Raw genomic sequence first — 26,754 nt, 5'->3', positions numbered from 1 at the left:
TCAAAAATAAGTGTATTAGTCAATAACAACTTGTTATTGCTATCTAAAAAATAACATGTAATGGTTATTTTTATCAAAATAAATGCTTATGGTTATTATTAGTAAGTAATAAAGGAAATTATCCTTAATAATCATGGTTTATCCAAATAATATGAAGTTAAACGTTAAGCGTTTTGTTGGAAAAATAGTGTTTTATATATTAGCATTTGATAAACAATACTATAAAATAAAAGAAGGAGATTATTATGCCGTGGAATAGTAAAAACTATCCAACTTCGATGAAGAATTTATCAACTGAGGTACGAAACAAGGCTATCGAAATTGCGAATGCTCTTTTAAAAGAGGGATATAAAGAAGATCGAGCGATTCCAATTGGTATCAAGCAGGCGGAGAGATGGGCGGAAGATAAAAAGTAGGAATATAAGAACTCGGTTCGCTACCACTAAGGCTTATTGGAAGATAAGACTGAATAAAAAAGACGTTACGCGGTTTTATTCGCAGTAGCGTTTTTTTGTTGGTACTATGCTAATAGCTTAAATCTGTTGAACTTATTGTAGTCGGTCTCTCAAGTATGGACCGTTCTGGTAAATACCTGAAGTCCTAATTCTTATGGATAAAAGGTTATGTTAATTAAAACGAAAACGGGTTAAACGAAATTTTCCGACTTTATAAATAAGAGTTAATCTTTAATTTTTTCGTATGATTTTATGCTTGTTTTTAGCTTTTTGCTTTCAAATTGCGGTTACATGATATTTCCTGCATAAAAGTGGCAAAAATGTAGTATATGTTTTGTTTGCCTAAGTTTTTATAGTAGTAGGTGACCAAAGGCCTTTGGATCTTTTGACAATAGTGGGGATTCAAATGATGGATAAAAAAAGAAATTTAACTGAGGGACTTAACTACTTAATTAAAGAGGAACAAGAAGGGATTATTTACGGTGTCTTAAAGCGTCTAAACGTTAATAACTGGTCTGCTGAGTTTGATGATTTAGTTCAGGAGGGAAGACTTGCGTTTGCAAAAGCTTTTGTAAGCTATCCGGATAATCCAAGAGAAAATCAAAAATTTAGTTGTTATGCGTATCAGGCAGTTTATTGGCGCATTTTAGATTTATTGCGAAAGTCGCAAGTGATTAATTCACACAATGAAGGTGAGGTAAACGACCTTTTAGTGGAAATACCCAATCCTGAATCGAATTATTTGTTTGAAAAGACAGCAACTATTGATCTGATAGAGCGACTTATGGAATGCTGCACGGAAAGAGAACGAAGGTTTATACGTTTATGTTATGAAGAAAATTTAACTGGCGGAGAGATTGCTAAGAAAGAAAAAATTTCAAGGCAGACGGTTTATCAAATTCGGAGAAAAATTGAAGGGAAATTTCAAAAAATTAGGCAAAAAAGATAGGTTCTAATATAAAAACTAATTGAAGTGAAAATATGAATTTAAAAGCTAACAGTAGAAAAAATATTTGACAATATTTTTTAAGAAAGGGTAAGATTAAGCAAATTTAATATCGTGGGAGTAACTATGGAAAATCAAGGGTGGAATAAGTCGGATTATATAATCTTATCATTACTTCCAATTGAAATATTAATTGGATTGTTCAAGCCACAATTCTTAAAGGATCGGCCTTTACTGTTGTCAATAATTGGGTTTGCGGTTGCAGTTATAGCCTTTATTGTTGTTTTAGGAGTTCGTGGTAAATTTTTAAAAGAAGAGTGGGTAAAGTTTAGAGAGCATTTAGGACGAAACCTTTTGTATGTGATACTGGTTATTGCTGTTTTTGAACTGGTTCAAGAAGTAGTAAATAAAGCATTTACTCCGGGATCAGTTAGCTTGGTACCAGGTTCGCCTGAATTTCGTTTTGCGGTATTGCTGTCTTTCTTTGTTCCCTTAATGGCCCCCTTTACGGAGGAAGTCGTTTTTCGCTATGAGCTTTTTTATAAGTTTGTTAAGAGTGGCAGAGGAACCTTTATCCTGATGGCGGTTGTTTCTTCATTATTATTTGGGCTAGCGCATTTTATTTCAGGTGACCAGCTTTCTTCAATGATCGCTCTTGGGATTACGGGACTTGCTCTAACAGGGATATACTATAAGACTAAAAATATTTGGGTCACTTTGTTAGGCCATTTCATTTGGAACTTCCTGTTTGCAATACCAACTTTAGCGGTTGTCTTTTTAAATTTACCAGTTGGAAAATAATCGGTCTAAACGGAGCCCTCGACTTTCAAGATGTTGTATATAAATAAAAAATCGCATAATTAATTTGTACCCCAGAAACTGGAATGAAAAGTTTCTGGGGTATTTTTACAACTAAATTTTGAAATTACGATTTGGTACAATATCAAACGAATTTGAATGAATAAAATAACCTACTCTCGGTCGAATTATTGAGAGCAGGTCACTGTATAGTACTTAAATATAATTTGATTAATCCCTTGTTTTCAAAGGCGCTAGCGCTTTTACAATAAATGTGCGTTTTTTAGCAGTTCTTCAATGTATGTCCCTTTGATTTTCCTTAAGACCTGTTTTTCGATTGCTTTTTCAGCAAATGGAAGTTGGATATCTTCTAGTTTCTTCTTGTCATTAAGATAGTAAATTGCATTCATCAAAACTCGTGCGTCAAAGGCGGAATCGAATACCTCCGGAACTCCACGGTCTACATTAAGCAGTGTGTAAACTGCTTCCATCGCGGTACGAACGGAATATTCCGTTGTAAACACTGTGTCACGTTCTGTTTCGGCAAAATTACCTATGAATGCTAAGTTGACCGATCCTTCAGGTACTACTAATGGACGATCTCCGAGGGCACGGGGCATGAAGTACGAAGTGATATATGGCATGTGTGCTGGAATTGTACTTGCTGAATTAGTTGCAATATCCACAATCTGATCTTCCGGTACGCCAATATGATAGAGCCATTCTTCACAGAGTTCTATACCGGTACACTCAGTGATTTTCTTATCTACAAAGTTGCCAGGTTTATCTGAAAATAGTCCGTAGACCCAAACGACTAGTTCATTAGGCTTTTGCGCTTTAAAATGTGGTTGACGACTGATTGAATACCCTAATAACCAGTTTGAATCTTTGATCGAGACTGGTCCACTGGTTACGATAGATCCACTATGTGGGTCCTTTTGACTGATTTTTTCAATGTATGGAGTTACACGATCATCGTTAAAGGTGATGGTTCCAGATATGGTCCAGTTAGCATCTGGAATATTGTCATAGAATTTTTCTGGATGTCCAAAATCCGGATCCTGGGCGGCCAAATTTTTCCAAAGTTGCCAAGTTGCTCCTAGTTCATGTTCTACTGGAGCAGCATGTGTATTATCACCATATGTTGTGCTTTCTGTGATTGAGCCGTTTGTTACAAATACTAGATCATCGGCTGTTAATTTTTTGCTTTCGTGTTTGCCATCAACGGTCATTTCAAGCTTAGTAGCAACTTTACCAGTTCCGACTCGATTAACTAGTATGTTATCAACTGTTGTATTGTACTGGAAATGAACACCCTTTGATTCCAAGAACTTAACCATTGGTATAATAAGAGATTCATATTGGTTATATTTTGTAAATCGTAACGAAGATAGATCTGATAAAGTTGCGATATGATGTACGAAGCGAAGTAAATAACGACGCATTTCCAGCGCGCTCGCCCAAGGTTCAAAAGCAAACATAGTTGACCAGTATAACCAGAAGTTTGAATCAAAGAATTCCTGTGAAAATACCTCGTCAATTTGTTTATCTTGAAGTTGATCTTCGGGAGTTAAAGCAACCTTAATAATTTCGTTAATTGCCTTTCTGGATAAAGTTAACTTACCATCACTTGCCATGCGTTGACCACGGTTTTCAATAACTCGTGCCTTAGAAAAACTTGGATCTTCTTTATTGAGCCAGTAGTATTCATCAAGAACTGATACGTCTTCATTTTCAAGAGATGGAATTGAGCGAAATAGGTCCCATAATGTTTCAAAATGAGGTTCCATTTCACGACCACCACGTATAATATATCCCTTCTGTTCATTCCATATTCCATCCATACTGCCCCCAGGAAGGCCTAACTCTTCGAGGACATGGATACGATCACCAGCCATCTGACCGTCACGAACTAAAAATGTAGCAGCAGCCAATGAGGCCAATCCGGACCCAACTAGATATGCAGATTTTTGATCAACATTTGCCGGCTTTTTTGGTCGTGCAAATGCTTCGTAGTTACCATTACTGTAATACATAAAGAACCCTCCCAATGCTAGGCAAGCGCATAGAAAATATGGTTTGTCTGCGATATAATAGTTACATATGTAACTATATTTATATTGTAGTGCAAACGGTTTCATTTATCAATGATATAATCGCAGTAGGAGATTATTATGAATAAAAAAAGTGCACGAACAAAACAAAAAATTGAAGAGGCTCTATTTGCACTAATGCAGGAGCAAAAATATGATGATATATCCGTTAAAGAAATCACTGAAAAAGCAGGAGTTTCACGGATGGCATTTTATCGAAATTATCGGTTGAAAGATGATGTCTTAGATGGATTTATTCAGACTGAATATGATCAGTTTATTTCTGACATTTCAAATCATCAGTTGAGTCAGTTAGAACAACTATTGAACGTTTATTTTAGTTATTTTAAAGACAATGTAAATATTTTAAATGCTATTGTAAACGCTGGGATCGAAGGAATCGTTTTACGAAAACAGACTGAATATTTTCGTGAATTTTTTGAATCAGGAATTACCGAGAAGATCTCATTTCAAGATTACGATATTGCGTATTATTCAGGTGCTGTCTTTTCGATATTGCTGTATTGGAGGGCCAATGGATACCATGTATCGGTTGATGAACTAACAAGTAGAATGGCAACTAAAATTAAAAATGATTTAGATGAAAAAATAGGTAGGAGGCACAATGAAGAACTCTAGAAGGCAATTTATCATATTTCTGGGAAGCTTTTTTCTGATTTTTATTTTTTGGAAAACAACTCTTGTACATGCGGACTATGAGATTAATAGGTATCAAGTGACAGCTGATGTTGATAAGAGGGGTAACGCAGATGTTAAGCAATCGGTTGGCTATTTGTTCGACGGTGAGTACCACGGGGTATTTGCTACTCAAGATTTACGGGGAATAAAGGGTGGTAAGTTACAAAATGTGACGATTACAAGTGGGAACAATACGCAAATAGTAAAGGCTGCTAATTCTGGAGCTGAAAATACATATAAGTTAACTCAGAGTGGGAAACAAATAAAAGTTAAAGTCTATCATACAACTAAGTATGGAAATGAATTTGATGTTACATATCGTTACAAGCTATATGGGGTCGTTACTAATTATCTTGATACTGCTGAAGTGAATTGGAAAATAATTGGCGAAGGATGGGATGTTCCACTTAAGAATGTAAAAATTAGAATTAATCTACCCGCCAGTAAAATTAGTCGGTTGCAGGCTTGGATCCATTCCGATTCTTCCGGATATACTACGGTTGATAAAAAGAATGGTAATGTTAGGATTACGATGGCTGAAGATAAACCAAATGATTTTGTGGGTGCTCATTTACTGTTTCCAACATTGGTAACCCCACAAAATACGAACTTAGTTAAAAAGAATCATTTAAAAAAGGAGCAGGCATTTGAAGCTAAGCTAGCTCAGAAAACCAATAATCAAAAAGAACATCGCAATTTATTTTTCTTAATTGCGACAGTTGTAAGCGGATTAATTGGATTATTGATGGTGGGGGTTAATGTGCATTGGCTTTTAACACATAGGTTTAAAAATTATCCAAGACCAACTCCAATTGATCATAGTTTTGAGATTCCATCGGTATCGCCTGCTGTAGCAGAAGCTATTTGGAGTAGAAAAAAAGCTAATACGGATGCTCTGTCGGCAGAAATGTTAGTTTTAGCTAATCGAAAAGAAGTAGGATTCGAAACGGTTGATGGAAAGCGATCCAAGAAAAAGACGATAAAAATTACTGTTTTGAAAAAAGGCATTATGGTATTTTTAGACAGCTGTGTGAGAATCATTGGTAATGGTAAGAGTGTGACGTTAGAACAAATTAAGCGATACGCTAATAATGATACGGATGATGAAATACTGTCTTGGTTTGAGGATTGGCAAGATGGTATTGAAAAAAAGGTTTCACCTTATAAAGACAATTCAAATATAGAATTTCGGAATAGGTTATGTAGAATTACGTTAATTGCTTTTGGTTTTATGGTAGTCAGTGCTTTTTTAGCTGCCCAATTTGCAGTGACAGCGGTAATTATTACCTTAGTTATTGGATTATTGATTACTTTAGTTTTAGGAATCTGGTTATTTAGAATTTGGCGTGTTGATAGCATTTATAACCAAAAAGGATTGGAACTTGAAAATCAAATCAAAGGTTTCCGAAAAATGCTTAATGACATTGGGCATTTTAATACAGCAGAGATTGGTGACTTGTTATTATGGGAAGAAATTTTGCCGTATGCAACAGCGTTCGGATTAGCGGAAAAAGTTGCAAATAAGTTAAAAGTTGATTTTGGAAATCAGTTGAATGAATCGGTGCCATTCTACGGATATTACTATGCCGGATATGGTGCAGTATTAAATGCTTCAATCTCTAGTTCGCTTGGTCAGGTAATGGCAAGTGCAACTGCTGCGAATGCAAGTGTAATCGGAAGCTCAGGTGGATTTTCAGGTGGCAGTTCCGGTGGATTCGGAGGAGGATCAGGAGGGGGAGCATTTTAAAAAAAGAGTGTGGAGCACACCGGGGTAGCTTCTGAGGATTATCAGGCAAATTGAATTATGACGGGTTAGGTCATGGTTCAGTTTGCAGGATAACCGGAGGAAGTTGGGGTGAGGAACACGTTTCAACAAAAAAGAGTGTAGAGCACACCGGGGCAGCTTCTGAGGATTATCAGGCAAATTGAATTATGACGGGTTAGGTCATGGTTCGGTTTGCAGGATAACCGGAGGAAGTTGGGGTGAGGAACACGTTTCGACAAAAAAGAGTGTGGAGCAGGCTCTGACAATAAGACCATCTCACCACTAGCCAACTAGAAATTATTATAAAAATGCAAAAAAGGGAGCTGCCAAGTGTGGTAAAAATAAGAAAAAGAATTAAAACGAATCGGTTGCTTCTACGACCGGTTACTCTGGAAGACGCTATGGATATGTATGAGTATGCTAGTGATCCGCAAAATGCATACTATGTATTTCCAACTAATAAATCGATTGAGGAGACTAGGGAGAATATTAATAATATATTTCTTAAAAATCCGATCGGAAAATATGGAATTGAATTGAAGAGTACAGGGAAAATGATTGGTACTATTTATTTACTAAACATTGATGAACCAAATCGTAATGCTGAATTAAGTTACGTTTTGAACCATAACTTTGAAGAACAAGGATATGCGATTGAAGCAGTTCGTGCTTTAGAAAATATTTTTTTTAGAGAAATGAATTTTGTGAGGTTATACGCTAGGCATACATTGGACAATCGAAGATCCGAAAGTTTGATGGAGCGCGGAGGGATGGTTCGAGAGGGGATTGCTCGACAGGAAGTGGAATTTCGAGGCGAAATGGTAGATATGTGTTACCACGCAATCGTGCAGAGCGACTATCGTGATTTGCTGATGTAGAGATATGATTGTAGATTGAGAATTTAATCGACTCAATGACTAGGCTAATGAGTGAAATAATAAATACTCTAAACATAATCAGCAATTGAGGAACATTTTTCAGTGGACAATCTCAGTTTACTGCTTTCAGTAGAGCGTTTAAGGTGGAATCCATCTATTCTTTAGTAAGATGTAATGAATATACATTTTGACAATTGTTCTTTTTGAAAAATAATAATGTACGGGTAAAAAATCTTTTGCTTTTCAATGTTTCATGCGGTAACATAAAAGCGAATACAATAATAACATTACACTAGGGGTGTTCTTAGAAGAACTGAGATACGCTTGAGCAGCGTGATCCCTTTGAACCTGTAAGTTGATACTTGCGAAGGAAAGTGTTTGTACTGGTGTACGCCATCCTTCTTTTAGGATGGCTTTTTTATTTTTAAAACACGCAGTACTTCCTGCCTTCCATAATTAGGAGGACTGAAATGAATTTAAGTGATATTGAGGGATTAAGAAGTAAAAATCCGATTGTGGTTAACTATTCTAATTTTGTAACACCTTTTCTAGTCGCAAATGGATTGAATGCGATTGGTGCATCACCAATTATGAGTAACGAAGGTGATGAGGCCACAGAATTGGCAACGATTGCTTCGGCTGTAGTAGTTAATTTAGGAACTGCTCGGAAAGAAGACGAAGAATTTATTAACCAATTGTGTCAGACAGCGAATCAACGAAAAATTCCATTGGTATTGGATCCTGTAGCAATAGGAGCAACTAAATATCGGAAAAAATTGGGATTGGAATTATTGAAAAAATATCACTTTGACATTATTCGTGGAAACATTGGTGAAATTGCGGTATTGGCAGGCATTGATTGGCAAACACATGGGATTGATGCTGGAGACTCTACTGACAAGGCAAAAGAAGTTGTTCAAAAATGCGCGCAAAGATATGAAACGACGGTCATTGCCAGTGGAAAAGTAGATTATATTTCAGATGGAAATAGAGTTGTTAAAATTTTAAATAACACGGATTTATTACCACTAATTGTCGGATCGGGTGACCTACTTTCAAGCGTTGCTGGTGCGTTTTGTGCGGTCGTAAAAACACCATTGGAGGCTGCTCAAATTGCTAGTTTAGTGGTTTCTTGTTCGGGTGAAGCTGCAGCGCAAGTACTAGAAAAGCAGACTTTACCAGGTAAGTTTATGTCAGAATTATTAGATCAAATGGCAAACATCACATCAAAACAAGTGACTGAAACGGCGAAGGTGGAGGAAGCTTAATGAGTACAAGAGTTGCACAAGTATTAACGATTGCTGGCACAGATAGCGGTGGCGGTGCGGGCATCCAAGCAGATATGAAAACTATGCAGGAACGTCATGTTTTTTCGACATGTGTAGTAGTTGCAGTTACGGCACAAAACACGTTGGGAGTTTTAGATGTAGAGGTAATGCCTAAGCGGATTATTGACAAACAGTTTGAGGCGTTGGCAGATGATTTTGATATTAAAGCTGCTAAAACAGGTATGTTAGCAAATGCTGAAGTTGTTCATACTGTGGTTGAAAATTATAAAAAATACAATTTTGGTCCATTGGTTGTTGATCCCGTTATGATTGCAAAAGGTGGAGCAAAGTTGTTGAGTGATAATGCAATTGATGCGGTTCAAAATGAACTAATTCCACTTGCATACTTGATAACACCTAACTTACCTGAGGCAGAAAAACTATCTGGCATTACTATTAACTCAATTGATGAGGTTAAGCTTGCTGCACAGAAACTACAAGAGTTGGGAGCAAAGAATGTTCTAATTAAGGGTGGACACTTTGATAATTCCAGTGAAAGTAGAGACTATGTTTTGTTTGAAAATGGCGAAGAATTGGAATTAGTTGGACAACGTTTTGAAACGAATAATACCCATGGTACAGGTGATACTATTTCTTCTGTAATTGTATCGGAGTTAGCCAAAGGACGAGATTTAAGAAAGGCCATTAAGACTGGCAAGCAATTTATTAACGCCTCGATTGAACATGGTATTGAAGTTGGCCATGGCCATGGTCCTCTGAATCATTGGGCATTTAGTGAGGAAAATAAATGAAGTTTGATGAAAAAATATTAAAAATTTATCTAGTCGCTGGAACGCAAGATGTTAAAGATAAGGGACAGTTTTTACAAAAGGTAGAAGAGCTCTTAAAAAATGGGATAACCGCCTTTCAGTTACGCGAAAAAGGAATTAATAGCATTCAAAATCGTTCGGAACTAGTCATACTTGCGAAACAATGTCATGAATTAACTCAAAAATATCATATTCCATTAATAATTGATGATGATGTCGACCTTGCGATTCAAGTTGGTGCTGAGGGAATTCATGTTGGGCAAAAAGATGAACAAATTGGATCAGTTTTAAATAGGGTTGGTAATGAGATGATTGTCGGTCTTTCATGTAATAGGATGACTCAGGTTGAGCAAGCCAATGGTTTAGTTGGAATTGATTATATTGGAAGTGGAACGGTTTTTGAAACTACATCTAAATCAGATGCTGGAGAAGCTATTGGAGTTAATGAACTGCATAAATTGGTTGAAAAGAGTCGATATCCAGTTGTTGCCATTGGCGGAATTACAATGAGCAATTTGGCACAAACAATGCGAACGGGAGTTAAGGGATTTGCGGCTATTAGCTTATTTACTCAAATGAAAGACCCGGAAATTAATATGAAAAAGATTCAAAAAATTGTGAATGCATAAGGAGAGACATAATGGAGAATAAAAATAAGGGATTTAGACTAAAAGATGTTGTTTTTCTAGCAATTATTGGAGTTTTGTTTGGTTTGATATATGAGCTTTGGAGTTTTGCATATTACGGTTTGGCTGCGACACCACTTAAACCGTTTGCCTCTGATATGACCTTAGGAGTCTGGTTAATGGCAGGACCACTTGCTGGTGTGTTACTAAAAAAAGCTGGTGCAACAACAATTGCAGAGGTATTAGCAGCCATTGTTGAAATGTTGTTGTTCTCAAGTTGGGGTGCCTCGGATTTAATATCTGGATTTGTCCAAGGAATTGGTAGTGAATTAGGATTTGCGGTAACGGGCTATAAAAATTGGAATAAATTAGGCCTACTGTTATCCTCAATCATAGCAACGGTTGTCACATTTGGTTGGGATTATTTCCAGAGTGGGTATAGTGCGTATAGCTTTGGTTTGTTAATAAGTTTATTAATTATTAGATTCATTTCAGTTGGCTTTTTTGCAGGCTTTTTGGTTTATCAGATTCAGAAAATGGTAAACAAGTCGGGAATTATGGGATAGCATGGCAAATTTAAGGGTAAATAATTTAACTTTTAAATATAAAGAGAACGGCGAAACGGTTTTAGAATCAGTGGATTTCCAACCAAATGAGGGAACGTTTAATTTACTAGTCGGTAGTTCAGGGACTGGAAAATCAACCTTATTGAAAAATATGGCCGGATTATATCCTATGTTTGGCGGAATTCGAGTTGGCGGAAGTGTCAATTTAGATGGTGAATTGATTGATCAAATTGAACCTAATATTCGTGCTAAAAAAACCGCAGTTTTATTTCAAAATCCTAGTCGACAATTTACAATGCGAACGGTTTCTGAACAGCTTTCATTTGCACTGGAAAATTTACAGGTGGATAAAGGTACAATTAAAAAAAAGGTTGAAGAATCACTAAATAGAGTAGGTATTATGAATTTATCTAATGAAATAATACAGACCTTATCAGGTGGAGAACAGCAAAAAGTAGCATTGGCAACAATTCTAGCGATGGACAGTGAGATTATTTTGTTAGATGAACCCTTTGCTAATATTGACAGTGATTCAAAAGTTAAAATTTTGGAAGTTTTGAAAAAATTACAGACTAGTCAGCATAAAACAATTATTTTATCTGATCATGATTGGGCTGGTTATGGTGAACTGGCGGATTATGTTTATGCTATCAAGGATAAAAAAATTGTGCAGGCTGATAAGGGAATCTTTGCGAATGTTCCAAAACTGAAATCGATCAAAATGAAGCCTGTTCAAAAGGAATTCATGTTGAACTGGGACCAATTAAGTATGGAAGTTCCTAGAAAAAAGTTACTTGTTCATACTTCATTGTTTCTGCCAAAAGGAAAAGTTGGAATATTGTCAGGGGAAAACGGCGTTGGTAAATCAAGTTTTCTAAATGCTTTATCACAGCAAAGTAAATACACAGGTTCCATAACGTATGCAGGAAAAAACATTAAAAAAATTAAGCAACGTCAATGGGCTAAAAGGTTGGCATTAATTTTTCAAAATAGTAGTGACCAGTTTGTGGAAATATCTGTTAAAGACGAAATCGAAATTGCTAAGAAAAATAGTTTGAGGGCTGACTATTGGACGGATACACGAATTCAACAGGCGCTGAAGCAACTTAATGTTGATTCAATATATGATAATGGTATCGTATATCAAATATCAGGTGGACAACAGAAGAAAGTTCAAGTACTTTCGATGTTAATAATGGCTCAAGATGTCCAGTTATTAGATGAACCTTTTGCTGGATTAGATTATGATTCAATTCAAGAATTAATGAAATTGATTAATGAAGTAAAACAGGCGTTAAACATAAGCTTTTTGATAGTTTCACACCAACGAACTGGGGTTATAGATCAGGTTGACTATGAATTAATACTAAAAAATAAAAAAATTGAGTTTAGGGACAATGGTAATGAGAAAAATACTTGATCCATCGGTTGAAATCTTAATTGTTTTAGGAGTGGGATTTCAAATTGCTTTTACGAAAAGTGTTTATATGAATCTGATTGTTATCGTTGTTGGATTAATATATGTTCTTGTACATCGTCAAAAATTAAACTATCTGCTAATTGCGATACTAGTGAGTTTGCCGTTAGCAATTGGAACGGCCTGGTCTTTTTTGGCGTTTAGTACGGGTGACAACGTTCATAATGCACTGATATATTCGATCCGTTTGTATGCATATCTAGTGTTGGGTTGTATGCTGACTTTAACTAATACAGTACCCGATATTTTATTTAGTACTCAACAAAATTTGAAAATCCCCTCAACTTTTATATACGGCTTTTTGGCTGTGTTTAATCTATTTTATAGGTTAAAAAATGAGTTTAAAAAAATTCGCTATGCTGCCCGTTTGAAGGGACAAAATTATTACGTGTGGAGTCCAAAACTCTATTTTAAGTGTATTGTCGTAGCACTGAGCTGGTCTAATGATATAGCTGAAGCGATGACATCTAATGGTTTCACGGAAGGGGCTCCAAGAACGAGAATAAGGGCGTACAAGATTCCCATTATTCAATGGTTAATTGGGTTAATATTGATTATTAGTTATGGTTATGGTGCATTTGGGATACGGCCGTGGTAAGGGTGACTAGGACATAACTAATTTTTCTAACTAAGTAGCAAAAATGCGAGAAATGTCTCGCTCGCAAACGGAGGAAGAGTATGTTTTCAGAACGCTTAAAGAATAATGCGACCGGTATTTTAAATAGGATTGAGAATCATCCTTTTGTAACGGGAATAGCTGCGGGGAAAGTACCTAATAAGGCACTGGTGTTTTATGTTGAACAGGATTTTAACTATTTAACTGCTTTTGCAAAAGTATACGCAGGGGCGATTCAAAAGTGTGCATCTAGAGACGATATGCGCTTTTTTTATCAACAACTTGGTTTTACGCTTGATGATGAAGTCTTAGCACATCAAATCTTTTGTGATGTTGCAGGAGAAAAATATGAGGAACACCAACGTGCGGATCAAGCTCCCATGACGTATTTATATAATGAACATATGTACAATGCAATGCGGACAGGTGATTTAATAGACGTCTTGGCAGCACTGGCACCATGTCCATGGACTTACAACGAAATTGGCAAAAAAATGATAAGTGAAAATGCGAATAGTACATTAAATCCCTTCAAAAATTGGATTGAATTTTATGGAGAAGATGATTCAGTCGAACAAATGTTTACAATGATTGATCGTGAAGCTGGTAAATATTCTGATGAGGAGTTGGACCAAGTGGAGCAACGATTTTTGAAAAGCTGTGAGTTGGAATGGGAGTTTTGGGAGCAAGCATTCTATCAAAAAGATTGGCATTTTAAAAATAGTAATTAATTTTGAAGAAAGCTATCATGGAAAAATCTTGCATAGTTATTACCAATATTAAAAACAGGGACCGAGTTTTAAGTGGCATTTAACATCACTTAACTTGGTTCCTGCTTTTTGAATAAATGGACTATCTATTTTTGGCAGAACGGGATAGAAAAAATGAAGCAACTAAAACTAAAATAACAGCTCCTAAAATTGACGGGACAAGTGCTATGCCAGCTAGATATGGTCCCCAGGATCCTAGCATGGTTTGACCAAGCCAACTACCAATGAGCCCAGCAACAATATTACCAAGCCAACTGCCTGGAACGTTTTTGCTGGTAACTGCACCTGCAATGACTCCAATGATACCCCCCAACGATTAATGACCATAAACCAGCCAAGCATAATAATTCCTTCCGGTTCTGTGTATTATATGTCCTTGTAACGTAATACAGCAACTACCGGTTCACTTAATTTGTCATCGGGTAACTGTCTAACTTTACCGTTGTGGACAATAGTAAGATCTGCGAGATCATTCAGTAAATTATTGTGTTTGGCCTGTTTTGTATTAGTGATAACAGAGTCGTCTTGTAAAATACCATTAATGCGTGCGTCTTGCTGGATATAGAGAGTATCAACTTGTCCGTTTTGGATAGCACTAATAATTTCGTCTAAGAAATAAGAAAGTAATGATTTGCTTTTGGCATCACTGATACGACGCAAACTTTTATCATATTTACTTTCTTTATACTGTTTGGCGATAGGTTTCAAAACGTTATCAATTTCCGAAATTGATAAGTCAGCGGGACTAGTTTCAATTTGATAGTCGAGCGAAAGCGACGCGTTTTTACTTATCTTACGGAATACGGCAATATTTTGTGGCAACCCAAATAATAGCAATTCGTGTTTGGATTCCTGAGAAACATATTCCTCAATATATTTATCAACTGCTTGATAAAAGCGTTCTTGATCAATTTGTTTTTCCGTAGAAGTTTCGTTATGTCCGTGGACACTAACATTCTGACCAACGGATACTGAGTTTAATTCACCGCCCCGTAATTCACTGCCCAATGTTCCTTTTAAAGTTGTTGGTGCATCTTCTGGTAGATCGTAAACAGCCAATTCACCATTAATGAAAGAGTAACATTCAATTCGGTCTGCGTTTAAAGCTAATAAGTCAAAATCAAACTCATGTTGCTCATCATTAAGCAGGGGTAATATCATTGGCATATTAGTTGCCATTGCAATTTCAGGAACTGATGTATCAATTGACTGGGTAAACGTTTCATGTCCATTTGTTATTAAGGCAAAACCGCGATCTGAAAAATCTGTCCAAAATGAACTATCTGTTACATATTTATTTAGAATTTGTTTGTAATTTTCGATACTTGTATTGGGCCAAACATCTTGTAGAACCTCGATGGCATGCTTTCCGAGGTTTTTTAATGAAATCTGTGACTTATCTGCCGATTGATTTTTTTCAACGGGCATATAGATTGAAATAAATGGAGTATCAGAAGTTGTATTTAGTATTTCCGTTAAAGGCTTAGGGTAAGTAATTTCCATGAGCATTTCCTCCTTATTGTATCTATAAGTAATGTTAACAGTAAAATGGAAAGGGTTTCAAGATTTATGCATTACTGTATACTAGACATTGAATAACGGAGGGACTGCAATGATTAAACACATTTTTCTTGATATGGACAACACGCTTTTACAATCGGATGGAAGTATTAGTTCTGAAACGAGGACTTTTTTGAATGGATTAGATATTCCCATCACTCTGGTGTCAGCTAGGGCACCATTAGAAATGCAGTTTGCAATTGAAGAATTGAACCTGGTTGATGAGCAATTTTCGTTTAATGGTGGCTTGATTTATAAACCTTCACAAAATAATCAAATGGAGGAGATCAAGTCGATTCCTCTTGAAACAAGGGATGCAGTACGGATTATTAAGTTAGTGCGAAAGGAATTTCCGAGTGTGTCATTATGTTGGTATACAAAAAACGAATGGTTTGCTGAAAGAATAGATAGGGGAATTGAATATGAGACGAGTATTACACATCAAACCCCAACACTTGTGAACTTCGATGACTTTAAAACGGAAAACACTGAAATGTTTAAGATTATGTTGATTTCTTTTGATGCAGATGTTAGAGAAAAGATGGTAAAGGCAATTAATGCGTTAAATATTGCGGAGATTGCAACAAAATCAACTGGTATTGAATATTACGAAATCACGAATGCCAAGGCTATCAAACGAAATGCAATCGAGTATTTAAAACAACGTGATCAATTGAAAACAAATGAACTGGCGGCATTTGGAGATGGAGAAAATGATATTGAAATGTTTAAAGTGGTAGGACATCCGATTGCAATGGAAAATGCTACGGACGAAGTAAAAGAATATGCGGAGTTTGTGACAGATTCGAATAATGCGAACGGAATAATTAGTGGTGTTCAAAGATTAACGCAATCTAAATAGGAGTGACCAGATAGGTGTTACCACTTACCAGTACTCCACATACGACCATCTAGTTCTCCTTGAGCTTGTTCGATTCGCTTAGCTTGTTCAATAACCATATCGTTTAGTGCAACCCAAAAGGCTTTATCAATATACTCATCAGCTTGTTCTTCAAGCTCTTTAATTTGCTGTTGTAACCATTCGGTTGTATCCATTAGTTATCATCGTCCTTTTTTATCTGATCTAAATTCCATCGCAAGTCATCTAGTTCTTCCTGGTTTTGAGAAATTGTATCTAAAATAGTTTCCAAAGTAGAAGTATTCTTGGAATCCTGTGTGGTAATTTTTTTCTGAATTTGCTTTTTAAACCAACTAACTTGACCGTTAAAATGCGAAAAATTAGGGTTAGTAACGTATTGTTGATAATCAACTAGTAAACGTTGTTGGTTGATGGGTTTCATATATAAGAATTGATAAACTGGCAATGGTGGAAGATAAGACATCATTGCCTTATTTGCCATCGCTTCATAAGGCCGAAGTATTTCTGAAATGGTAAATCTTTCAGGATTACCCGCACCAAAATCTTTTTTTGCACTGCCGGTGGTTACTACGATACCAAGTTCTTTACCTTTTAAGCTCGCCCTGTTGATAAAAGAGGTTGACAATACCGTGTCTTGCCAGGTTTTTAAAAGTGCAGGGGCGCTGTACCAAAAAAGAGGGAACTGAAGAATGATCCGATCGTTTGACCGCAACAATTGCTGTTCCTCTTCAATATTGATAGGAATTGATATTGGATGGTAGGTAATGTTTTCAAAATTAACTAAAGATGTTTGGAAAAATTTTTGAGTTGTTGAATTTTCAATTTCTGGATGTGCTATTAAAATTAGTGTTTTCAAGATGTCTCCTTAGATAAGAATACCGTTGCAGTGATCAATTTCGTGTTGAATAACTTGCGCCGTCCAGTCGGTAAATTCTTGGGAATGCTGCTGCCATTGTGAATCCAAGTAGGTAATGCTAATTTTTTTGAAACGTTGAGTTGACCGTTGCCCCGTGAGGGATAAACATCCCTCCTGGGTTTGGTACATGTCCTCTTTTTTTGTAATGATTGGGTTGATCATCGGAACGCTAAAGGGCCCCATCTGGATAGCTATGATTCGCTTATTTATACCAATCATGTTAGCAGCCATACCAGCACATATTTCGCGATTTGCTTCCAACGTTTCGGTTAGGTCTTGAACTGTTACCTGATTCTGCCTATTTGCAGGCGATGACTTACGTTTTAAAATCGTAATGTCTTTATTGATTGAATGAATCATGTTTTTACCTCTTAAAATAGTATGTTGAATATTATAGCGTAAACAAGTTAACTTAGTCGTTTTAGGAATTTAATAACAGTGTTGATATCTTGATCTGAAAAATCAGAGACAGACTCAAACGCTTCTTGCCGTAAAGCTTGGTGCAATTCATTGTGGGCGTTGGCGAGTATCAGACCGTTTGTTGTTAATTTTAAGAAAACGGATTTACGGTTAGGAGCCTTGTGAAATTTGGATAATAGGTCTAAACGTTCTAAATGATTAATACGACGGGATGTTCCACCCTGTGAGATTGCCATTTGATCAACAACTTCACTAACAGTAAGTTCATCTTTGCCGATTGTAGAAAGGATGTCTAGGTCATTATGTGTTAATCGATCCTGAAGATGGGTTAACACATTATCATTGATACGACCTCCAATAAATTCGGACAAACGATTAATTTGAGTATCTCTATTGATGCGTTTTAGTAAATTATAAATTTCAGTGTACTGCATATCATTCATTATATTTTCTCCTTGAATATATATTACCAGTAATTTAAAAATAGAAAAAGGATTTGTTTTGCGAAACGCAATAGTATGATCTTTTTAGACATTGTATGCTAAATTAATTAGTAAAATTAAATAACCTCTTTTCTGTTTTTGTATAAGCTAAAATTTAGAAATGTTATAATTATACGAAATTAAAAAGGAGGCTATTTTTGATGACTGAAGAACGTACTTTAATGTTAGTAAAACCTGATGGAGTGGCAAGCGGGCATGTTGGTGATGTGATTACTAGGATTGAAAACCGCCGTTTTAAGATTACAGCAATTCGGACTTTAACTGCATCACCCGAAGAATTACGAGTTCATTATCAACAATTAGTAGGCAAATCATTTTATTCAGGTATTGAGGATTTTATGACTTCAGGACCAATTGTAGCAATGATAATATCGGGATCGGATGTTGTTGAAAGCATCCGAAAAATGACAGGGCCAACCGATCCAGCAGAGGCCCCGGCTGGAACTATCCGTGGAGATTTTGCCCGTGGGTGGGGAGATGGGCCAATCCAAAATGTAGTGCACAGCTCAGACAGTATTGAGAGTGCTGAACGCGAAATTAAAATTTGGTTTCCAGATGAAAAATAATTAATTATAGTGAGCGACTAGAAGGAAATTTTTTAGTCGCTTTTTTATATGGAAATTATTTTACAAATGTGAATGCTTTACATTTGTAAAACATTCACATATGTGCTATATTAATAATCGAGGAGGCGGGGAAGTCTTATGAACATTGACATTAAAACCTATTTAAGTAAAAACGGGTTGACGATTTATGAAGTGGCGAAGCGTAGTGGTTATGGTTACACAACGTTGCATAAGTCGTTTAACAAACAACAGACGAGTGCTACGCCACTGAACATCCGAGATTTGGATGCTTTGGCACGCGCCCAGCATCTTCAAATGTGGGAAGTGTTACGTGAATTGGAATCGCATTTTATGGATTTGTAGTTTAAACGGATAACTAAACACAAGACAGCTAAGAGTATAAAAGGGGGATTTTTACGATGGCTAACAATAACAATAATTTTTCAAATGATCCATTTGATCGCAACATGGATGATATTTTTAATCAACTAATGGGAAGAATGAACGGTATCAACTCAGAATCACGTTATTTAGTTAATGGACAGGAGTTAACGCCTGAGGAGTTTGCACAGTATCGTCAAACTGGCAAAATACCAAGTGGCAATGGTGAACAAGCTCAACAGCAGAATGGACAACAAGGACAAGCTGTAAATGAAAAAGGAATTCTAGCACGTTTGGGCCGCAATTTAACTGATGAAGCTCGCAAGGGATTACTTGATCCTGTTATTGGAAGGAATAAGGAAATCCAAGAAACAGCTGAGATTTTGAGTCGACGCACGAAGAATAATCCAATTCTTGTTGGAGACGCTGGTGTCGGTAAGACCGCGGTTGTTGAGGGCTTGGCTCAATCGATCATCAGCGGTGATGTACCAGCTGCAATTAAGGGCAAGGAGATTTATTCAATTGATATTTCTTCATTAGAAGCTGGTACACAGTTCCGTGGTGCTTTTGAAGAAAATATTCAAAACTTGATCAAAGAAGTTAAAAAAGCTGGAAATGTAATTTTATTCTTTGACGAAATTCATCAAATCTTGGGTGCCGGTTCTACTGGTGGAGAAGACGGCGGCAAAGGTATGGCTGATATTATTAAACCAGCATTGAGCCGTGGCGAAATCAGTGTAATTGGTGCAACAACTCAAGATGAGTACCGTAACACAATTATGAAGAACGCTGCGCTGGCTCGTCGTTTTAATGACGTAACAGTGAACGCACCAAGTGCCGATGATACATTTGCAATTTTGAAAGGAATTCGCAAATTATATCAAGAACATCATCGCGTTGAATTACCAGATGACGTTTTAAAAGCGGCAGTTGATTATTCAATTCAATATATTCCACAACGCTCTTTACCAGATAAAGCGATTGATTTATTGGATATGACTGCAGCACATTTAGCAGCTCAACATCCAGTTACAGACAAGGTTAGCTTGGAAGCAGAATTAAAAGAAGCTGAAAAGGAAAAAGACGAGGCAGCCGAAAAAGAGGATTATGAAGGTGCTGCAACAGCTAAAACTAAGATGATTCGTATTCAGAAGAAATTAGATGAAGCAACTAAGGAAGAACGACCAGTTGCAACGGCCTCGGATGTTGCTGATTCTGTTGAAAGATTGACAGGAATTCCAGTTTCTCAAATGGGTGCGAGTGATATTGAACGCTTGAAGAAGATAAATGACCGATTGAAGGGTAAAGTAATTGGTCAAGACGAAGCAGTTGATATGGTTGCGAAGGCAATTCGCCGTAATCGAGCTGGTTTTGATGAAGGCAACCGACCAATTGGTAGTTTCCTATTTGTTGGACCAACTGGTGTCGGTAAGACAGAGCTTGCTAAACAGTTGGCACTTGACATGTTTGGTAGTAAAGATGCAATTGTCCGACTCGATATGAGTGAATATACAGATACAACTGCAGTTTCTAAGCTAATTGGTACTACAGCTGGATATGTTGGTTACGAAGACAACTCTAATACTTTAACCGAGCGAGTTCGTCGTAATCCATATTCAATAGTACTATTAGACGAGATTGAAAAGGCAAATCCACAAGTTCTAACATTATTATTGCAAGTTATGGATGATGGACGTTTAACAGATGGACAAGGAAACGTGGTTGATTTTAAGAACACGATTATTATTGCGACATCTAACGCCGGATTTGGTAACGAGAGTATCACTGGTAATGATGGCAAAGATAAGAGCTTAATGGATAAACTAGCACCATACTTCCGCCCAGAATTCTTGAATCGTTTCAACGGAATTGTTGAGTTCAGCCACCTTACCAAAGATGATTTACATCAGATTGTTGACCTGATGATCGATGATGTTAATAGAACTTTGGATAAGAAGGGTATCAAGCTTGAGGTTTCGAGTGATGCAAAAGATTGGCTGATTGATCAAGGCTACGATGAGGCAATGGGAGCACGTCCACTTCGTCGAGTTATTGAACAAGAGATCCGTGATAAGGTAACTGATTTCTACCTTGATCACTTGGATGCAAAGGATTTGAAGGCCGATTTGGTTGAGGATCAGATTGTGATTTCGGAAAAATAAGTAATACGAGTGGTTTAGGTTTATTTTAAAAATTAAGTAAGAGGGACTGTTTAAAGATCTTAGCTTAAAGCAAGGGTCTTTAGTCAGTCTCTTTTTTATATAAGCAAATTAGATAACTTTCATGAAATTTATAGTTAGAAAAGATGGCCTAAATGTGCTCTGTAGAAATGTCTTTACGAAAAGTCCGTGTAAACGATAATTCAAATGTTAATTATTTGTATTGAAATGGAATAGACCAATAATTAAAAATGTAAAAAATATCACATAGAATACCAAAAATGTGTAAAAAACAATAATGTAAGGGTTTACATAGCTGATAACTCCGCATATACTTAAATTGTTATAAATATATAGGAGGCTTGTTAATTATGGATAAGTTTATGAACTGGATTCAAAATGTTTTGATGCCACCCCTTGCTAAAGTAGGAAATAACAAGTATTTAGTGTCTGTTCGTAATGGGTTAGTTATGACTTTACCAGCAGTAATTAGTGGTTCAGTATTCTTGATTATTGGTAATATTCCAATTCCAGCTTGGACTAATTTTATGAAACCATATATGAATGCAATTGGAGTTGCTGTTAACGGTTCTTTTGGAATTATTTCGTTACTTGCAGCGATTGGGATTGGTTATGAGCTGGCTAAATCATTAGAATTGGATGCAATTAATGGTGCTGGACTCTCGACAATGGCATTCGTTGTTGCATCCTTTAGCAGTAAACTAACACTTGATACAACCAATTTTGCGTCTTCGGGGTTATTTACAGCAATTATTTGTGCTTTTATATCTGTTTTGATTTTGAACCTCTTTGTAAAGCGTAATTGGGTTATTAAGTTACCCGCTGGTGTTCCTGCGGCAGTTAGCCATTCTTTTGTTTCATTAATTCCAGGTTTTATTGTTTTGCTATTCTTCTGGACATTGCGAGTACCACTTCATTTTGATATTAACTTATTCATTCAAAGTATTTTTCATCCCTTACTATTTGCGATGAATAGTCTTCCAGGAATTATGTTCTATACTTTATTGGTCAGCTTATTGTGGGTTGGTGGTATCCATGGTGATATGACACTTGAAGGTATTTCGGATCCGATTTTTCTGCAATTCTTAACCGCTAATGGGCTCGCATATGCTCATCATCAGGCGATTCCGTATATCACTTCATCTGGTTTTTCGAGTTTGTTTGTTAATGTCGGTGGTACTGGAGCAACCATTATGCTTGTTTTCTGGATGTTATCATCTAAGAGTGAAACCTATCGTAGTTTAGGACGAGTGGCCTTTCCAAGTGCCCTGTTTGAAATTAATGAGCCAGTTATCTTTGGGTTCCCAATCGTTATGAATCCAATCACAATGATTCCGTTCATAATACTCCCACAAATTTTAGTGGTTTTGACATACATTTTAATGGCCATTAATTGGATTCGTCCCGCAGTAACGATGGTGCCATGGACAATGCCACCAATTATTGGACCGTTAATGGCAACCGGTTGGGATTGGCGCGCAGGAGTATGGTCAGCGATTGAACTTGTTATTGCTGGTGCTGCTTATTACCCATTCTTTAAGACTGCTGAGAAGCAAATGGTGATTGATGAACAAAAAGGTGAAAACTAATGAATATGAAGAGTCTTTTTAAATACGGTATTCTTGGGGCCATCTTTATTGGAATATTGGCTATTACGATTACTGATAGTGATGTTACAAAACAAACTAGTGACATTTTAGTAAGTAGTGTTGGAATGGTGATTTTTCTTGTTTTAGGAATTTTATTTACAAAAAGTGTCAGAAAAAATATGAAATAAACTGGAGCGATTTTTTATGTGGGAAGTAGACCGATTAACAAAGGCAGATTTAAGTGATTTTTATCAATTATACTTATATGCATTTACAAATAAGGATAGTAAGGAACGTCGTCAGTTCTTTGATGATCGGTTTAACCACTCTTTGGCTTACGGGATAAGGCAGGATAACAGTTTAGGTAGTGGAATGCTAAGTATTCCGATGAAAATTAATTTTCATGGTGTTAAATATAAAATGAATGGTATTTGCGATGTGATGAGTTACCCCGAATTTGGAGGACGCGGAGCAATAACTGCGTTGATGAAAAGTGCTTTTGAAGACATGCTACAAGAAGGTGTTTCTCTTTCATATTTAGCTCCGTTTTCTTACGACTTTTACCGCCGCTTTGGTTATGAAGAAGTGTTTGATCGAGCAGAGTATCAAGTGAAAAATACGGATCTGCCTCGAATAAGGGTTGAAAGCAATGACGGAGTTATAAAACGTTTACCATTGAAGGATGCCATTAAACAGATTAAAGAAGTCTACGATGAAAATATTCAAACGCGTAATGCTGGATTAGTGCGAGAGGATTGGTGGTGGAACTATCTTACCTTGAAGCATCCTGACTGGATGGTCGGTGTTTATTTGGAAAATGAAAGTGCAGCTAGTTACGTAATATATGAAGGCTCAAACGAAACTTTTCATATTCAAGAATTGATGTATACAAATCATGCTAGCTACCAGAGTATTATGAGTTTTATTTGCCAACATGAGTCAATGTATTTTAATTTCGAATATAAGAGTGGGGATCCAAACGGCTATCCAGACATATTAAATAATCCGGAAGCGATCGATGTAAGAATAAAGCCGTACATGATGGCAAGAATTATTGATTTGAAGAAGTTTGTAAACGATTATCCATTTGTGCAAAAGGTTCACAGCATTCGGATTGCGATTCAAGATGATATGATTACACAGAATAATGGTATTTGGCGATTACGAGTTAGCAGTAATGGCACCAATTTTGAAAAGCTAAGCAACAATTATCAAAACATGGCAGATATCAAAATGAATATTCAGACGGCAACAAAGGTTCTGATGGGATACAGAAGTGCAATGCGACAATCACGTTTAGGGCAAATTAATGGTAGCTTTGAAGCAATTAATGAACTGGATCGGGCATTAAGAAAAGAAGTACCAATGTTGTGGGATTATTTTTAAAAAAAGAGAGTGGAGCAACCCGAATAGCTTTTGAGGAATAACAGAGAACGGAGCTTTGACGGGTTAGGTCAAGGCTCCGTTCTTGGTTATCCGCAGAAAGCTGGGTTGAGTAACTCATTTCAGATAGAGAGTGGAGCAACCCGAATAGCTTTTGAGGATTACTAACTCGGCAAGTAAAGTAGGTTTTGTTGCACAAAACCAAGATACTCATACGTTGACCATTCCTATGGACGCAACCCGTCTCATAGGAACTGGCAGCAGGAAATAAGAATTATGACGGGTTAGGTCATAGTTCTTATTTTTGGCTAACCGGAAGAAGCTGGGTTGAGTAACTCGTTTCAGATAGAGAGTGGAGCAACCTGAATAGCTTTTGAGGAATGCTAGCTCGTCAAGTATTGAATTACCAAGTGTGGGGAATAAATATTAACGCTGAACAACTAATTATTTGAGCCTTATCGGATCAACTTTGTCCTTTAGCAAAGTCAGAATTAATACAATTGGTTCCTCAGTATAGTCAAAAATCCATTGAGAGGGCTTTACGCAAGCTGCGTGATCAAGAAAAAATTGAGGTAGTAGGTCAGGGTCGCTCAACTAAGTATAAGTTGAGTTTGTAAATAACTAAGATAGTAGTGAAAGTATTAACACCTAAAGTTCATTATTATCTAGCAATGTATTAACTGGTCCCTGTGTGAGCAACATTGTGAGAGTTGTAATGATTGATTCCTTTGAAATTTCAGGGTGTTCTAGCCAAAAATTAATAACTGTCAAACAAGCTGATGTGATGAAGTCAAAAACTAAAGTGGTTTGTTGGGAATGTTTGCTGATATCAGTGGTTTCAATAGACTCTGAAATAATATTTTTAAGATTGTTTCTTATATGTCGCTCAAACATCGGGTCACCGTTTGCACCCAGTAATTGCTTAAGCACATACGAGTTATTCTCAACTAGCCCAAAAAAGTCTGGTAAGAAACGATAGCTCTCAAAGTCTTTGAGCGGGTTGGCAGAACTTTTTGCTAAAATTGCATCGTGGACATTATTTAATTCATTAAAAAAATCATTCTCGATATTTTCAATCAATTCGAACTTGTCTGCATAGTGATAATAGAAAGTTCCGCGATTGATATGCGCAGCGGTTGCAATATCATTAATTGAAATTGATGAGAAAGGTTTTTCCTCTAGAATACTTAGTAACGCCATTTTAATGGCGTTTTTTGTTTCTGTAGATTTCTTTTCGTAAACCAAAATATACCTCCATATGAAAATTGAACATTTTGTTTAGTTTTGTCCATACCATTTTTCTTCTACCCTGATTATACTGTTTATGGTTCCAAAATTAAATAGTGTGTTTAAACACGGTGTTTAAAAATAGGAGGAAAGAGAAATGTTTAAGAAAAACAAATTTTTTGTATTAGCATTTGCAGCAGCAATATTTTTAACTTTATTTTTTGTGGTAACGCAGATTCCGTCTGCTAACCCCGTTCCTAAAAATATTCCAATTGCGGTAGTAAATCTTGATCAGGGGAAAATGGGTAAGACTATTTTTTCAAAGATAACTGGAGCAAAAAAGAGTACCAATGAGAATACTCCAACAGTTGATTGGACATATAAAAAGGATGAGGATTCGGCTCGTAAGGGTATGAATCAACAAGAGTATTATGCAACAATTGTAGTACCTAAGAATTTTACGAAAGATATCGCTGGTGTCCTACAGAATAAAAGTGATGGAACACAGTTGAAGATTGTTATTAATCAAGGTGTAAATCCAACCTTAGCAGGTTCAGTGAGCACCTTGCTTACAACAATGGTAGGAAAGATTAATGGTGAAGTACAAGCACAAATGTTTAAACAACTAGCGATTGCACAGGTTAAGTTGCCCGCAGAGACTTCAGCAAAAATGATGAATATCGTTACAGAAAAGACGGAAACAGTCCATTCGACTAAACATCTTATGACCGCCAGTTCAGGATTTTTCCAACCAATTTGGATTGCAAGCCTAGTTTCTGCATTGATGTTATTCTACGCAGGAAAAGGGCGTGAGTTTAAATCAAGGAAACATCTAGCATGGTTTAAGTTGGGTCAAGTATCGGTAGCAGCATTATTAGCGATAACGATGGGATTTTTGACAACCGTGTATTCGGAGTGGATTTTGGGCTACAATCTACCGACTCCGGTTACAGTGGGGTGGTTCCTATCAATTGCTGGATTTGCTTTTATCATGCTGATACTAGGATTCGTATCATGGCTTGGCGTACCAGGCGTTGCCATATTTGGTATATTGTTATTCTTCTCAGCACCACTTATGCAATTGGCGCCACAGATGATCCCACATTTTTACAGGGTTTGGGTAACACCATGGCTTCCAATGAGGTTCTTGTTTGATGGCTCAAGAGGGATTCTGTATTATGGACAACATTTATGGAATAATTCGGTTAGTGGTCTGTTAATTGTAATGAGCGTTGGATTAGTAGTGATTTTTTCAGAAATCTTTTCACCCAGAAGAACCTTTGTAAACGGGGAATTGGATGACTAAACATAAAATTAGGGAGCATACCAAATTAGGGTATGCTTTTTAATTGTCAACATAGT

27 protein-coding genes, 2 pseudogenes and 1 riboswitch are annotated in these 26,754 nt (G+C 36.6%); of the genes and pseudogenes, 21 read left to right on the top strand and 8 right to left on the bottom strand.

The annotated features are described in order from the left end of the window. Positions 1 to 245 precede the first annotated feature (245 nt). The 3 genes and pseudogenes from PECL_RS10025 to PECL_RS07505 form a co-directional block, all read left to right on the top strand. Positions 246 to 413, top strand: a pseudogene (locus PECL_RS10025) (DUF2188 domain-containing protein); the annotation flags it as partial. A 451-nt stretch (positions 414 to 864) separates the two neighbouring features. Then, complete coding sequence (locus PECL_RS07510) at positions 865 to 1,404, top strand: sigma-70 family RNA polymerase sigma factor (RefSeq protein WP_041534657.1); 540 nt, start codon at positions 865 to 867, stop codon at positions 1,402 to 1,404. 123 nt (positions 1,405 to 1,527) lie between these two features. Continuing rightward, positions 1,528 to 2,202, top strand: coding sequence for a CPBP family intramembrane glutamic endopeptidase (locus tag PECL_RS07505; RefSeq protein ID WP_014215978.1), 675 nt, complete (start codon positions 1,528 to 1,530; stop codon positions 2,200 to 2,202). A 260-nt stretch (positions 2,203 to 2,462) separates the two neighbouring features. Here PECL_RS07505 and PECL_RS07500 read toward each other — a convergent pair whose 3' ends face one another. Then, entirely contained in the window at positions 2,463 to 4,235 is a 1,773-nt protein-coding gene (locus tag PECL_RS07500) for an oleate hydratase (protein ID WP_014215977.1), read from the bottom strand. Positions 4,236 to 4,373: 138 nt separating this feature from the next. Between PECL_RS07500 and PECL_RS07495 the strand changes: the two genes are divergently transcribed. The 10 genes from PECL_RS07495 (at position 4,374) to tenA (ending at position 13,748) form a co-directional block, all read left to right on the top strand. Further along, positions 4,374 to 4,931, top strand: a complete 558-nt coding sequence (locus PECL_RS07495; RefSeq protein WP_014215976.1) for a TetR/AcrR family transcriptional regulator — start codon at positions 4,374 to 4,376, stop codon at positions 4,929 to 4,931. Then, entirely contained in the window at positions 4,918 to 6,738 is a 1,821-nt protein-coding gene (locus tag PECL_RS07490; protein ID WP_014215975.1) for a DUF2207 domain-containing protein, read from the top strand. Before PECL_RS07495 ends, PECL_RS07490 begins: the two co-directional genes overlap by 14 nt. Before the next feature lie 350 nt (positions 6,739 to 7,088). Then, on the top strand, positions 7,089 to 7,634 hold the full coding sequence (locus PECL_RS07485; RefSeq protein WP_158308529.1) for a GNAT family N-acetyltransferase: 546 nt from the start codon (positions 7,089 to 7,091) through the stop codon (positions 7,632 to 7,634). A gap of 284 nt (positions 7,635 to 7,918) precedes the next feature. After that, positions 7,919 to 8,024: riboswitch (TPP riboswitch) on the top strand. Positions 8,025 to 8,104: 80 nt separating this feature from the next. After that, on the top strand, positions 8,105 to 8,902 hold the full coding sequence (gene thiM, locus PECL_RS07480) for a hydroxyethylthiazole kinase (RefSeq protein ID WP_014215973.1): 798 nt from the start codon (positions 8,105 to 8,107) through the stop codon (positions 8,900 to 8,902). After that, entirely contained in the window at positions 8,902 to 9,714 is an 813-nt protein-coding gene (gene thiD / locus PECL_RS07475) for a bifunctional hydroxymethylpyrimidine kinase/phosphomethylpyrimidine kinase (protein WP_014215972.1), read from the top strand. Before thiM ends, thiD begins: the two co-directional genes overlap by 1 nt. Further along, positions 9,711 to 10,361 (top strand): thiamine phosphate synthase, encoded by a 651-nt coding sequence (thiE, locus tag PECL_RS07470; protein WP_014215971.1) that lies wholly within the window; start codon positions 9,711 to 9,713, stop codon positions 10,359 to 10,361. Before thiD ends, thiE begins: the two co-directional genes overlap by 4 nt. Positions 10,362 to 10,372: 11 nt before the next feature. Continuing rightward, positions 10,373 to 10,924: an ECF transporter S component gene (locus tag PECL_RS07465; RefSeq protein WP_014215970.1), complete on the top strand. Its 552-nt coding sequence runs from the start codon at positions 10,373 to 10,375 to the stop codon at positions 10,922 to 10,924. Between the two features lies 1 nt (position 10,925). After that, a complete protein-coding gene (locus PECL_RS07460) occupies positions 10,926 to 12,344 on the top strand; it encodes an ABC transporter ATP-binding protein (RefSeq protein ID WP_014215969.1) in 1,419 nt (472 codons plus the stop codon). After that, a complete protein-coding gene (locus PECL_RS07455; protein ID WP_014215968.1) occupies positions 12,328 to 12,999 on the top strand; it encodes an energy-coupling factor transporter transmembrane component T family protein in 672 nt (223 codons plus the stop codon). The genes PECL_RS07460 and PECL_RS07455 overlap by 17 nt, the downstream gene beginning before the upstream one ends. 80 nt (positions 13,000 to 13,079) lie before the next feature. Continuing rightward, complete coding sequence (gene tenA, locus PECL_RS07450) at positions 13,080 to 13,748, top strand: thiaminase II (RefSeq protein WP_014215967.1); 669 nt, start codon at positions 13,080 to 13,082, stop codon at positions 13,746 to 13,748. 121 nt (positions 13,749 to 13,869) lie between these two features. Here the strand turns inward: tenA and PECL_RS07445 are convergent. Next, positions 13,870 to 14,125, bottom strand: a pseudogene (locus tag PECL_RS07445) (GlsB/YeaQ/YmgE family stress response membrane protein). 28 nt (positions 14,126 to 14,153) lie between these two features. Beyond that, positions 14,154 to 15,290, bottom strand: coding sequence for a baeRF6 domain-containing protein (locus tag PECL_RS07440; protein ID WP_014215964.1), 1,137 nt, complete (start codon positions 15,288 to 15,290; stop codon positions 14,154 to 14,156). A gap of 109 nt (positions 15,291 to 15,399) precedes the next feature. On the opposite strand from PECL_RS07440, the gene PECL_RS07435 reads away from it, so the two are divergent. Further along, positions 15,400 to 16,209: a Cof-type HAD-IIB family hydrolase gene (locus tag PECL_RS07435; RefSeq protein ID WP_041534656.1), complete on the top strand. Its 810-nt coding sequence runs from the start codon at positions 15,400 to 15,402 to the stop codon at positions 16,207 to 16,209. Positions 16,210 to 16,226: 17 nt separating this feature from the next. Here the strand turns inward: PECL_RS07435 and PECL_RS10245 are convergent, their stop codons facing one another. Genes PECL_RS10245 through PECL_RS07420 form a run of 4 tightly spaced genes read right to left on the bottom strand, consistent with a single transcriptional unit; the run spans position 16,227 to position 18,006 of the window. Continuing rightward, positions 16,227 to 16,403, bottom strand: coding sequence for a hypothetical protein (locus PECL_RS10245; RefSeq protein ID WP_014215962.1), 177 nt, complete (start codon positions 16,401 to 16,403; stop codon positions 16,227 to 16,229). Continuing rightward, on the bottom strand, positions 16,403 to 17,083 hold the full coding sequence (locus PECL_RS07430) for an NAD(P)H-dependent oxidoreductase (protein WP_014215961.1): 681 nt from the start codon (positions 17,081 to 17,083) through the stop codon (positions 16,403 to 16,405). Before PECL_RS07430 ends, PECL_RS10245 begins: the two co-directional genes overlap by 1 nt. A 9-nt stretch (positions 17,084 to 17,092) precedes the next feature. Next, positions 17,093 to 17,503 (bottom strand): peptide deformylase, encoded by a 411-nt coding sequence (locus PECL_RS07425; protein WP_014215960.1) that lies wholly within the window; start codon positions 17,501 to 17,503, stop codon positions 17,093 to 17,095. A 47-nt stretch (positions 17,504 to 17,550) separates the two neighbouring features. Further along, complete coding sequence (locus tag PECL_RS07420) at positions 17,551 to 18,006, bottom strand: MarR family winged helix-turn-helix transcriptional regulator (RefSeq protein WP_014215959.1); 456 nt, start codon at positions 18,004 to 18,006, stop codon at positions 17,551 to 17,553. 200 nt (positions 18,007 to 18,206) lie between these two features. On the opposite strand from PECL_RS07420, the gene ndk reads away from it, so the two are divergent. The 6 genes from ndk to PECL_RS07390 all read left to right on the top strand — a co-directional run bounded on the left by ndk (position 18,207) and on the right by PECL_RS07390 (position 24,168). Then, positions 18,207 to 18,632, top strand: coding sequence for a nucleoside-diphosphate kinase (gene ndk / locus PECL_RS07415; RefSeq protein ID WP_041534655.1), 426 nt, complete (start codon positions 18,207 to 18,209; stop codon positions 18,630 to 18,632). Positions 18,633 to 18,770: 138 nt separating this feature from the next. Then, positions 18,771 to 18,995 carry a transcriptional regulator gene (locus PECL_RS07410; RefSeq protein ID WP_014215957.1) on the top strand — a complete coding sequence of 75 codons (225 nt, stop codon included), beginning with the start codon at positions 18,771 to 18,773 and terminating at the stop codon, positions 18,993 to 18,995. A 56-nt stretch (positions 18,996 to 19,051) separates the two neighbouring features. Next, entirely contained in the window at positions 19,052 to 21,175 is a 2,124-nt protein-coding gene (locus PECL_RS07405; RefSeq protein WP_014215956.1) for an AAA family ATPase, read from the top strand. A gap of 368 nt (positions 21,176 to 21,543) precedes the next feature. Then, entirely contained in the window at positions 21,544 to 22,782 is a 1,239-nt protein-coding gene (locus PECL_RS07400) for a PTS sugar transporter subunit IIC (protein WP_041534654.1), read from the top strand. After that, positions 22,782 to 22,970: a hypothetical protein gene (locus PECL_RS07395; RefSeq protein WP_014215954.1), complete on the top strand. Its 189-nt coding sequence runs from the start codon at positions 22,782 to 22,784 to the stop codon at positions 22,968 to 22,970. The genes PECL_RS07400 and PECL_RS07395 overlap by 1 nt, the downstream gene beginning before the upstream one ends. 16 nt (positions 22,971 to 22,986) lie before the next feature. Further along, the gene (locus tag PECL_RS07390) at positions 22,987 to 24,168 is read left to right on the top strand and encodes a GNAT family N-acetyltransferase (protein WP_014215953.1); all 1,182 of its coding nucleotides are present in this window, start codon (positions 22,987 to 22,989) and stop codon (positions 24,166 to 24,168) included. Positions 24,169 to 24,813: 645 nt separating this feature from the next. Here PECL_RS07390 and PECL_RS09765 read toward each other — a convergent pair. Continuing rightward, positions 24,814 to 25,410: a TetR/AcrR family transcriptional regulator gene (locus PECL_RS09765; RefSeq protein ID WP_014215951.1), complete on the bottom strand. Its 597-nt coding sequence runs from the start codon at positions 25,408 to 25,410 to the stop codon at positions 24,814 to 24,816. A 139-nt stretch (positions 25,411 to 25,549) separates the two neighbouring features. Here PECL_RS09765 and PECL_RS07380 point away from each other — a divergent pair, with 139 nt between their 5' ends. Then, positions 25,550 to 26,698, top strand: coding sequence for a YhgE/Pip domain-containing protein (locus PECL_RS07380; protein WP_014215950.1), 1,149 nt, complete (start codon positions 25,550 to 25,552; stop codon positions 26,696 to 26,698). Positions 26,699 to 26,754: the final 56 nt, after the last annotated feature.

Source organism: Pediococcus claussenii ATCC BAA-344 (genome assembly GCF_000237995.1).
Taxonomy (GTDB): domain Bacteria; phylum Bacillota; class Bacilli; order Lactobacillales; family Lactobacillaceae; genus Pediococcus; species Pediococcus claussenii.
The sequence above is the reverse complement of the archived record's forward strand: the minus strand, read 5'-3'. Positions and strand labels throughout refer to the sequence as shown.

Coding starts and splice junctions, on each gene's coding strand:
- PECL_RS07390 (WP_014215953.1), top strand. CDS start 22,987: ATGTGGGAAGTAGACCGATTAACAAAGGCAGATTTAAGTGATTTTTAT.
- PECL_RS07380 (WP_014215950.1), top strand. CDS start 25,550: ATGTTTAAGAAAAACAAATTTTTTGTATTAGCATTTGCAGCAGCAATA.
- PECL_RS07505 (WP_014215978.1), top strand. CDS start 1,528: ATGGAAAATCAAGGGTGGAATAAGTCGGATTATATAATCTTATCATTA.
- PECL_RS07420 (WP_014215959.1), bottom strand. CDS start 18,006: ATGAATGATATGCAGTACACTGAAATTTATAATTTACTAAAACGCATC.
- PECL_RS07510 (WP_041534657.1), top strand. CDS start 865: ATGGATAAAAAAAGAAATTTAACTGAGGGACTTAACTACTTAATTAAA.
- thiM (WP_014215973.1), top strand. CDS start 8,105: ATGAATTTAAGTGATATTGAGGGATTAAGAAGTAAAAATCCGATTGTG.
- PECL_RS07490 (WP_014215975.1), top strand. CDS start 4,918: ATGAAGAACTCTAGAAGGCAATTTATCATATTTCTGGGAAGCTTTTTT.
- thiD (WP_014215972.1), top strand. CDS start 8,902: ATGAGTACAAGAGTTGCACAAGTATTAACGATTGCTGGCACAGATAGC.
- PECL_RS07500 (WP_014215977.1), bottom strand. CDS start 4,235: ATGTATTACAGTAATGGTAACTACGAAGCATTTGCACGACCAAAAAAG.
- PECL_RS07425 (WP_014215960.1), bottom strand. CDS start 17,503: ATGATTCATTCAATCAATAAAGACATTACGATTTTAAAACGTAAGTCA.
- thiE (WP_014215971.1), top strand. CDS start 9,711: ATGAAGTTTGATGAAAAAATATTAAAAATTTATCTAGTCGCTGGAACG.
- ndk (WP_041534655.1), top strand. CDS start 18,207: ATGACTGAAGAACGTACTTTAATGTTAGTAAAACCTGATGGAGTGGCA.
- PECL_RS07440 (WP_014215964.1), bottom strand. CDS start 15,290: ATGGAAATTACTTACCCTAAGCCTTTAACGGAAATACTAAATACAACT.
- PECL_RS07460 (WP_014215969.1), top strand. CDS start 10,926: ATGGCAAATTTAAGGGTAAATAATTTAACTTTTAAATATAAAGAGAAC.
- PECL_RS07495 (WP_014215976.1), top strand. CDS start 4,374: ATGAATAAAAAAAGTGCACGAACAAAACAAAAAATTGAAGAGGCTCTA.
- PECL_RS07465 (WP_014215970.1), top strand. CDS start 10,373: ATGGAGAATAAAAATAAGGGATTTAGACTAAAAGATGTTGTTTTTCTA.
- PECL_RS07395 (WP_014215954.1), top strand. CDS start 22,782: ATGAATATGAAGAGTCTTTTTAAATACGGTATTCTTGGGGCCATCTTT.
- PECL_RS07400 (WP_041534654.1), top strand. CDS start 21,544: ATGGATAAGTTTATGAACTGGATTCAAAATGTTTTGATGCCACCCCTT.
- PECL_RS07435 (WP_041534656.1), top strand. CDS start 15,400: ATGATTAAACACATTTTTCTTGATATGGACAACACGCTTTTACAATCG.
- PECL_RS07455 (WP_014215968.1), top strand. CDS start 12,328: ATGAGAAAAATACTTGATCCATCGGTTGAAATCTTAATTGTTTTAGGA.
- PECL_RS07410 (WP_014215957.1), top strand. CDS start 18,771: ATGAACATTGACATTAAAACCTATTTAAGTAAAAACGGGTTGACGATT.
- PECL_RS07405 (WP_014215956.1), top strand. CDS start 19,052: ATGGCTAACAATAACAATAATTTTTCAAATGATCCATTTGATCGCAAC.
- PECL_RS10245 (WP_014215962.1), bottom strand. CDS start 16,403: ATGGATACAACCGAATGGTTACAACAGCAAATTAAAGAGCTTGAAGAA.
- tenA (WP_014215967.1), top strand. CDS start 13,080: ATGTTTTCAGAACGCTTAAAGAATAATGCGACCGGTATTTTAAATAGG.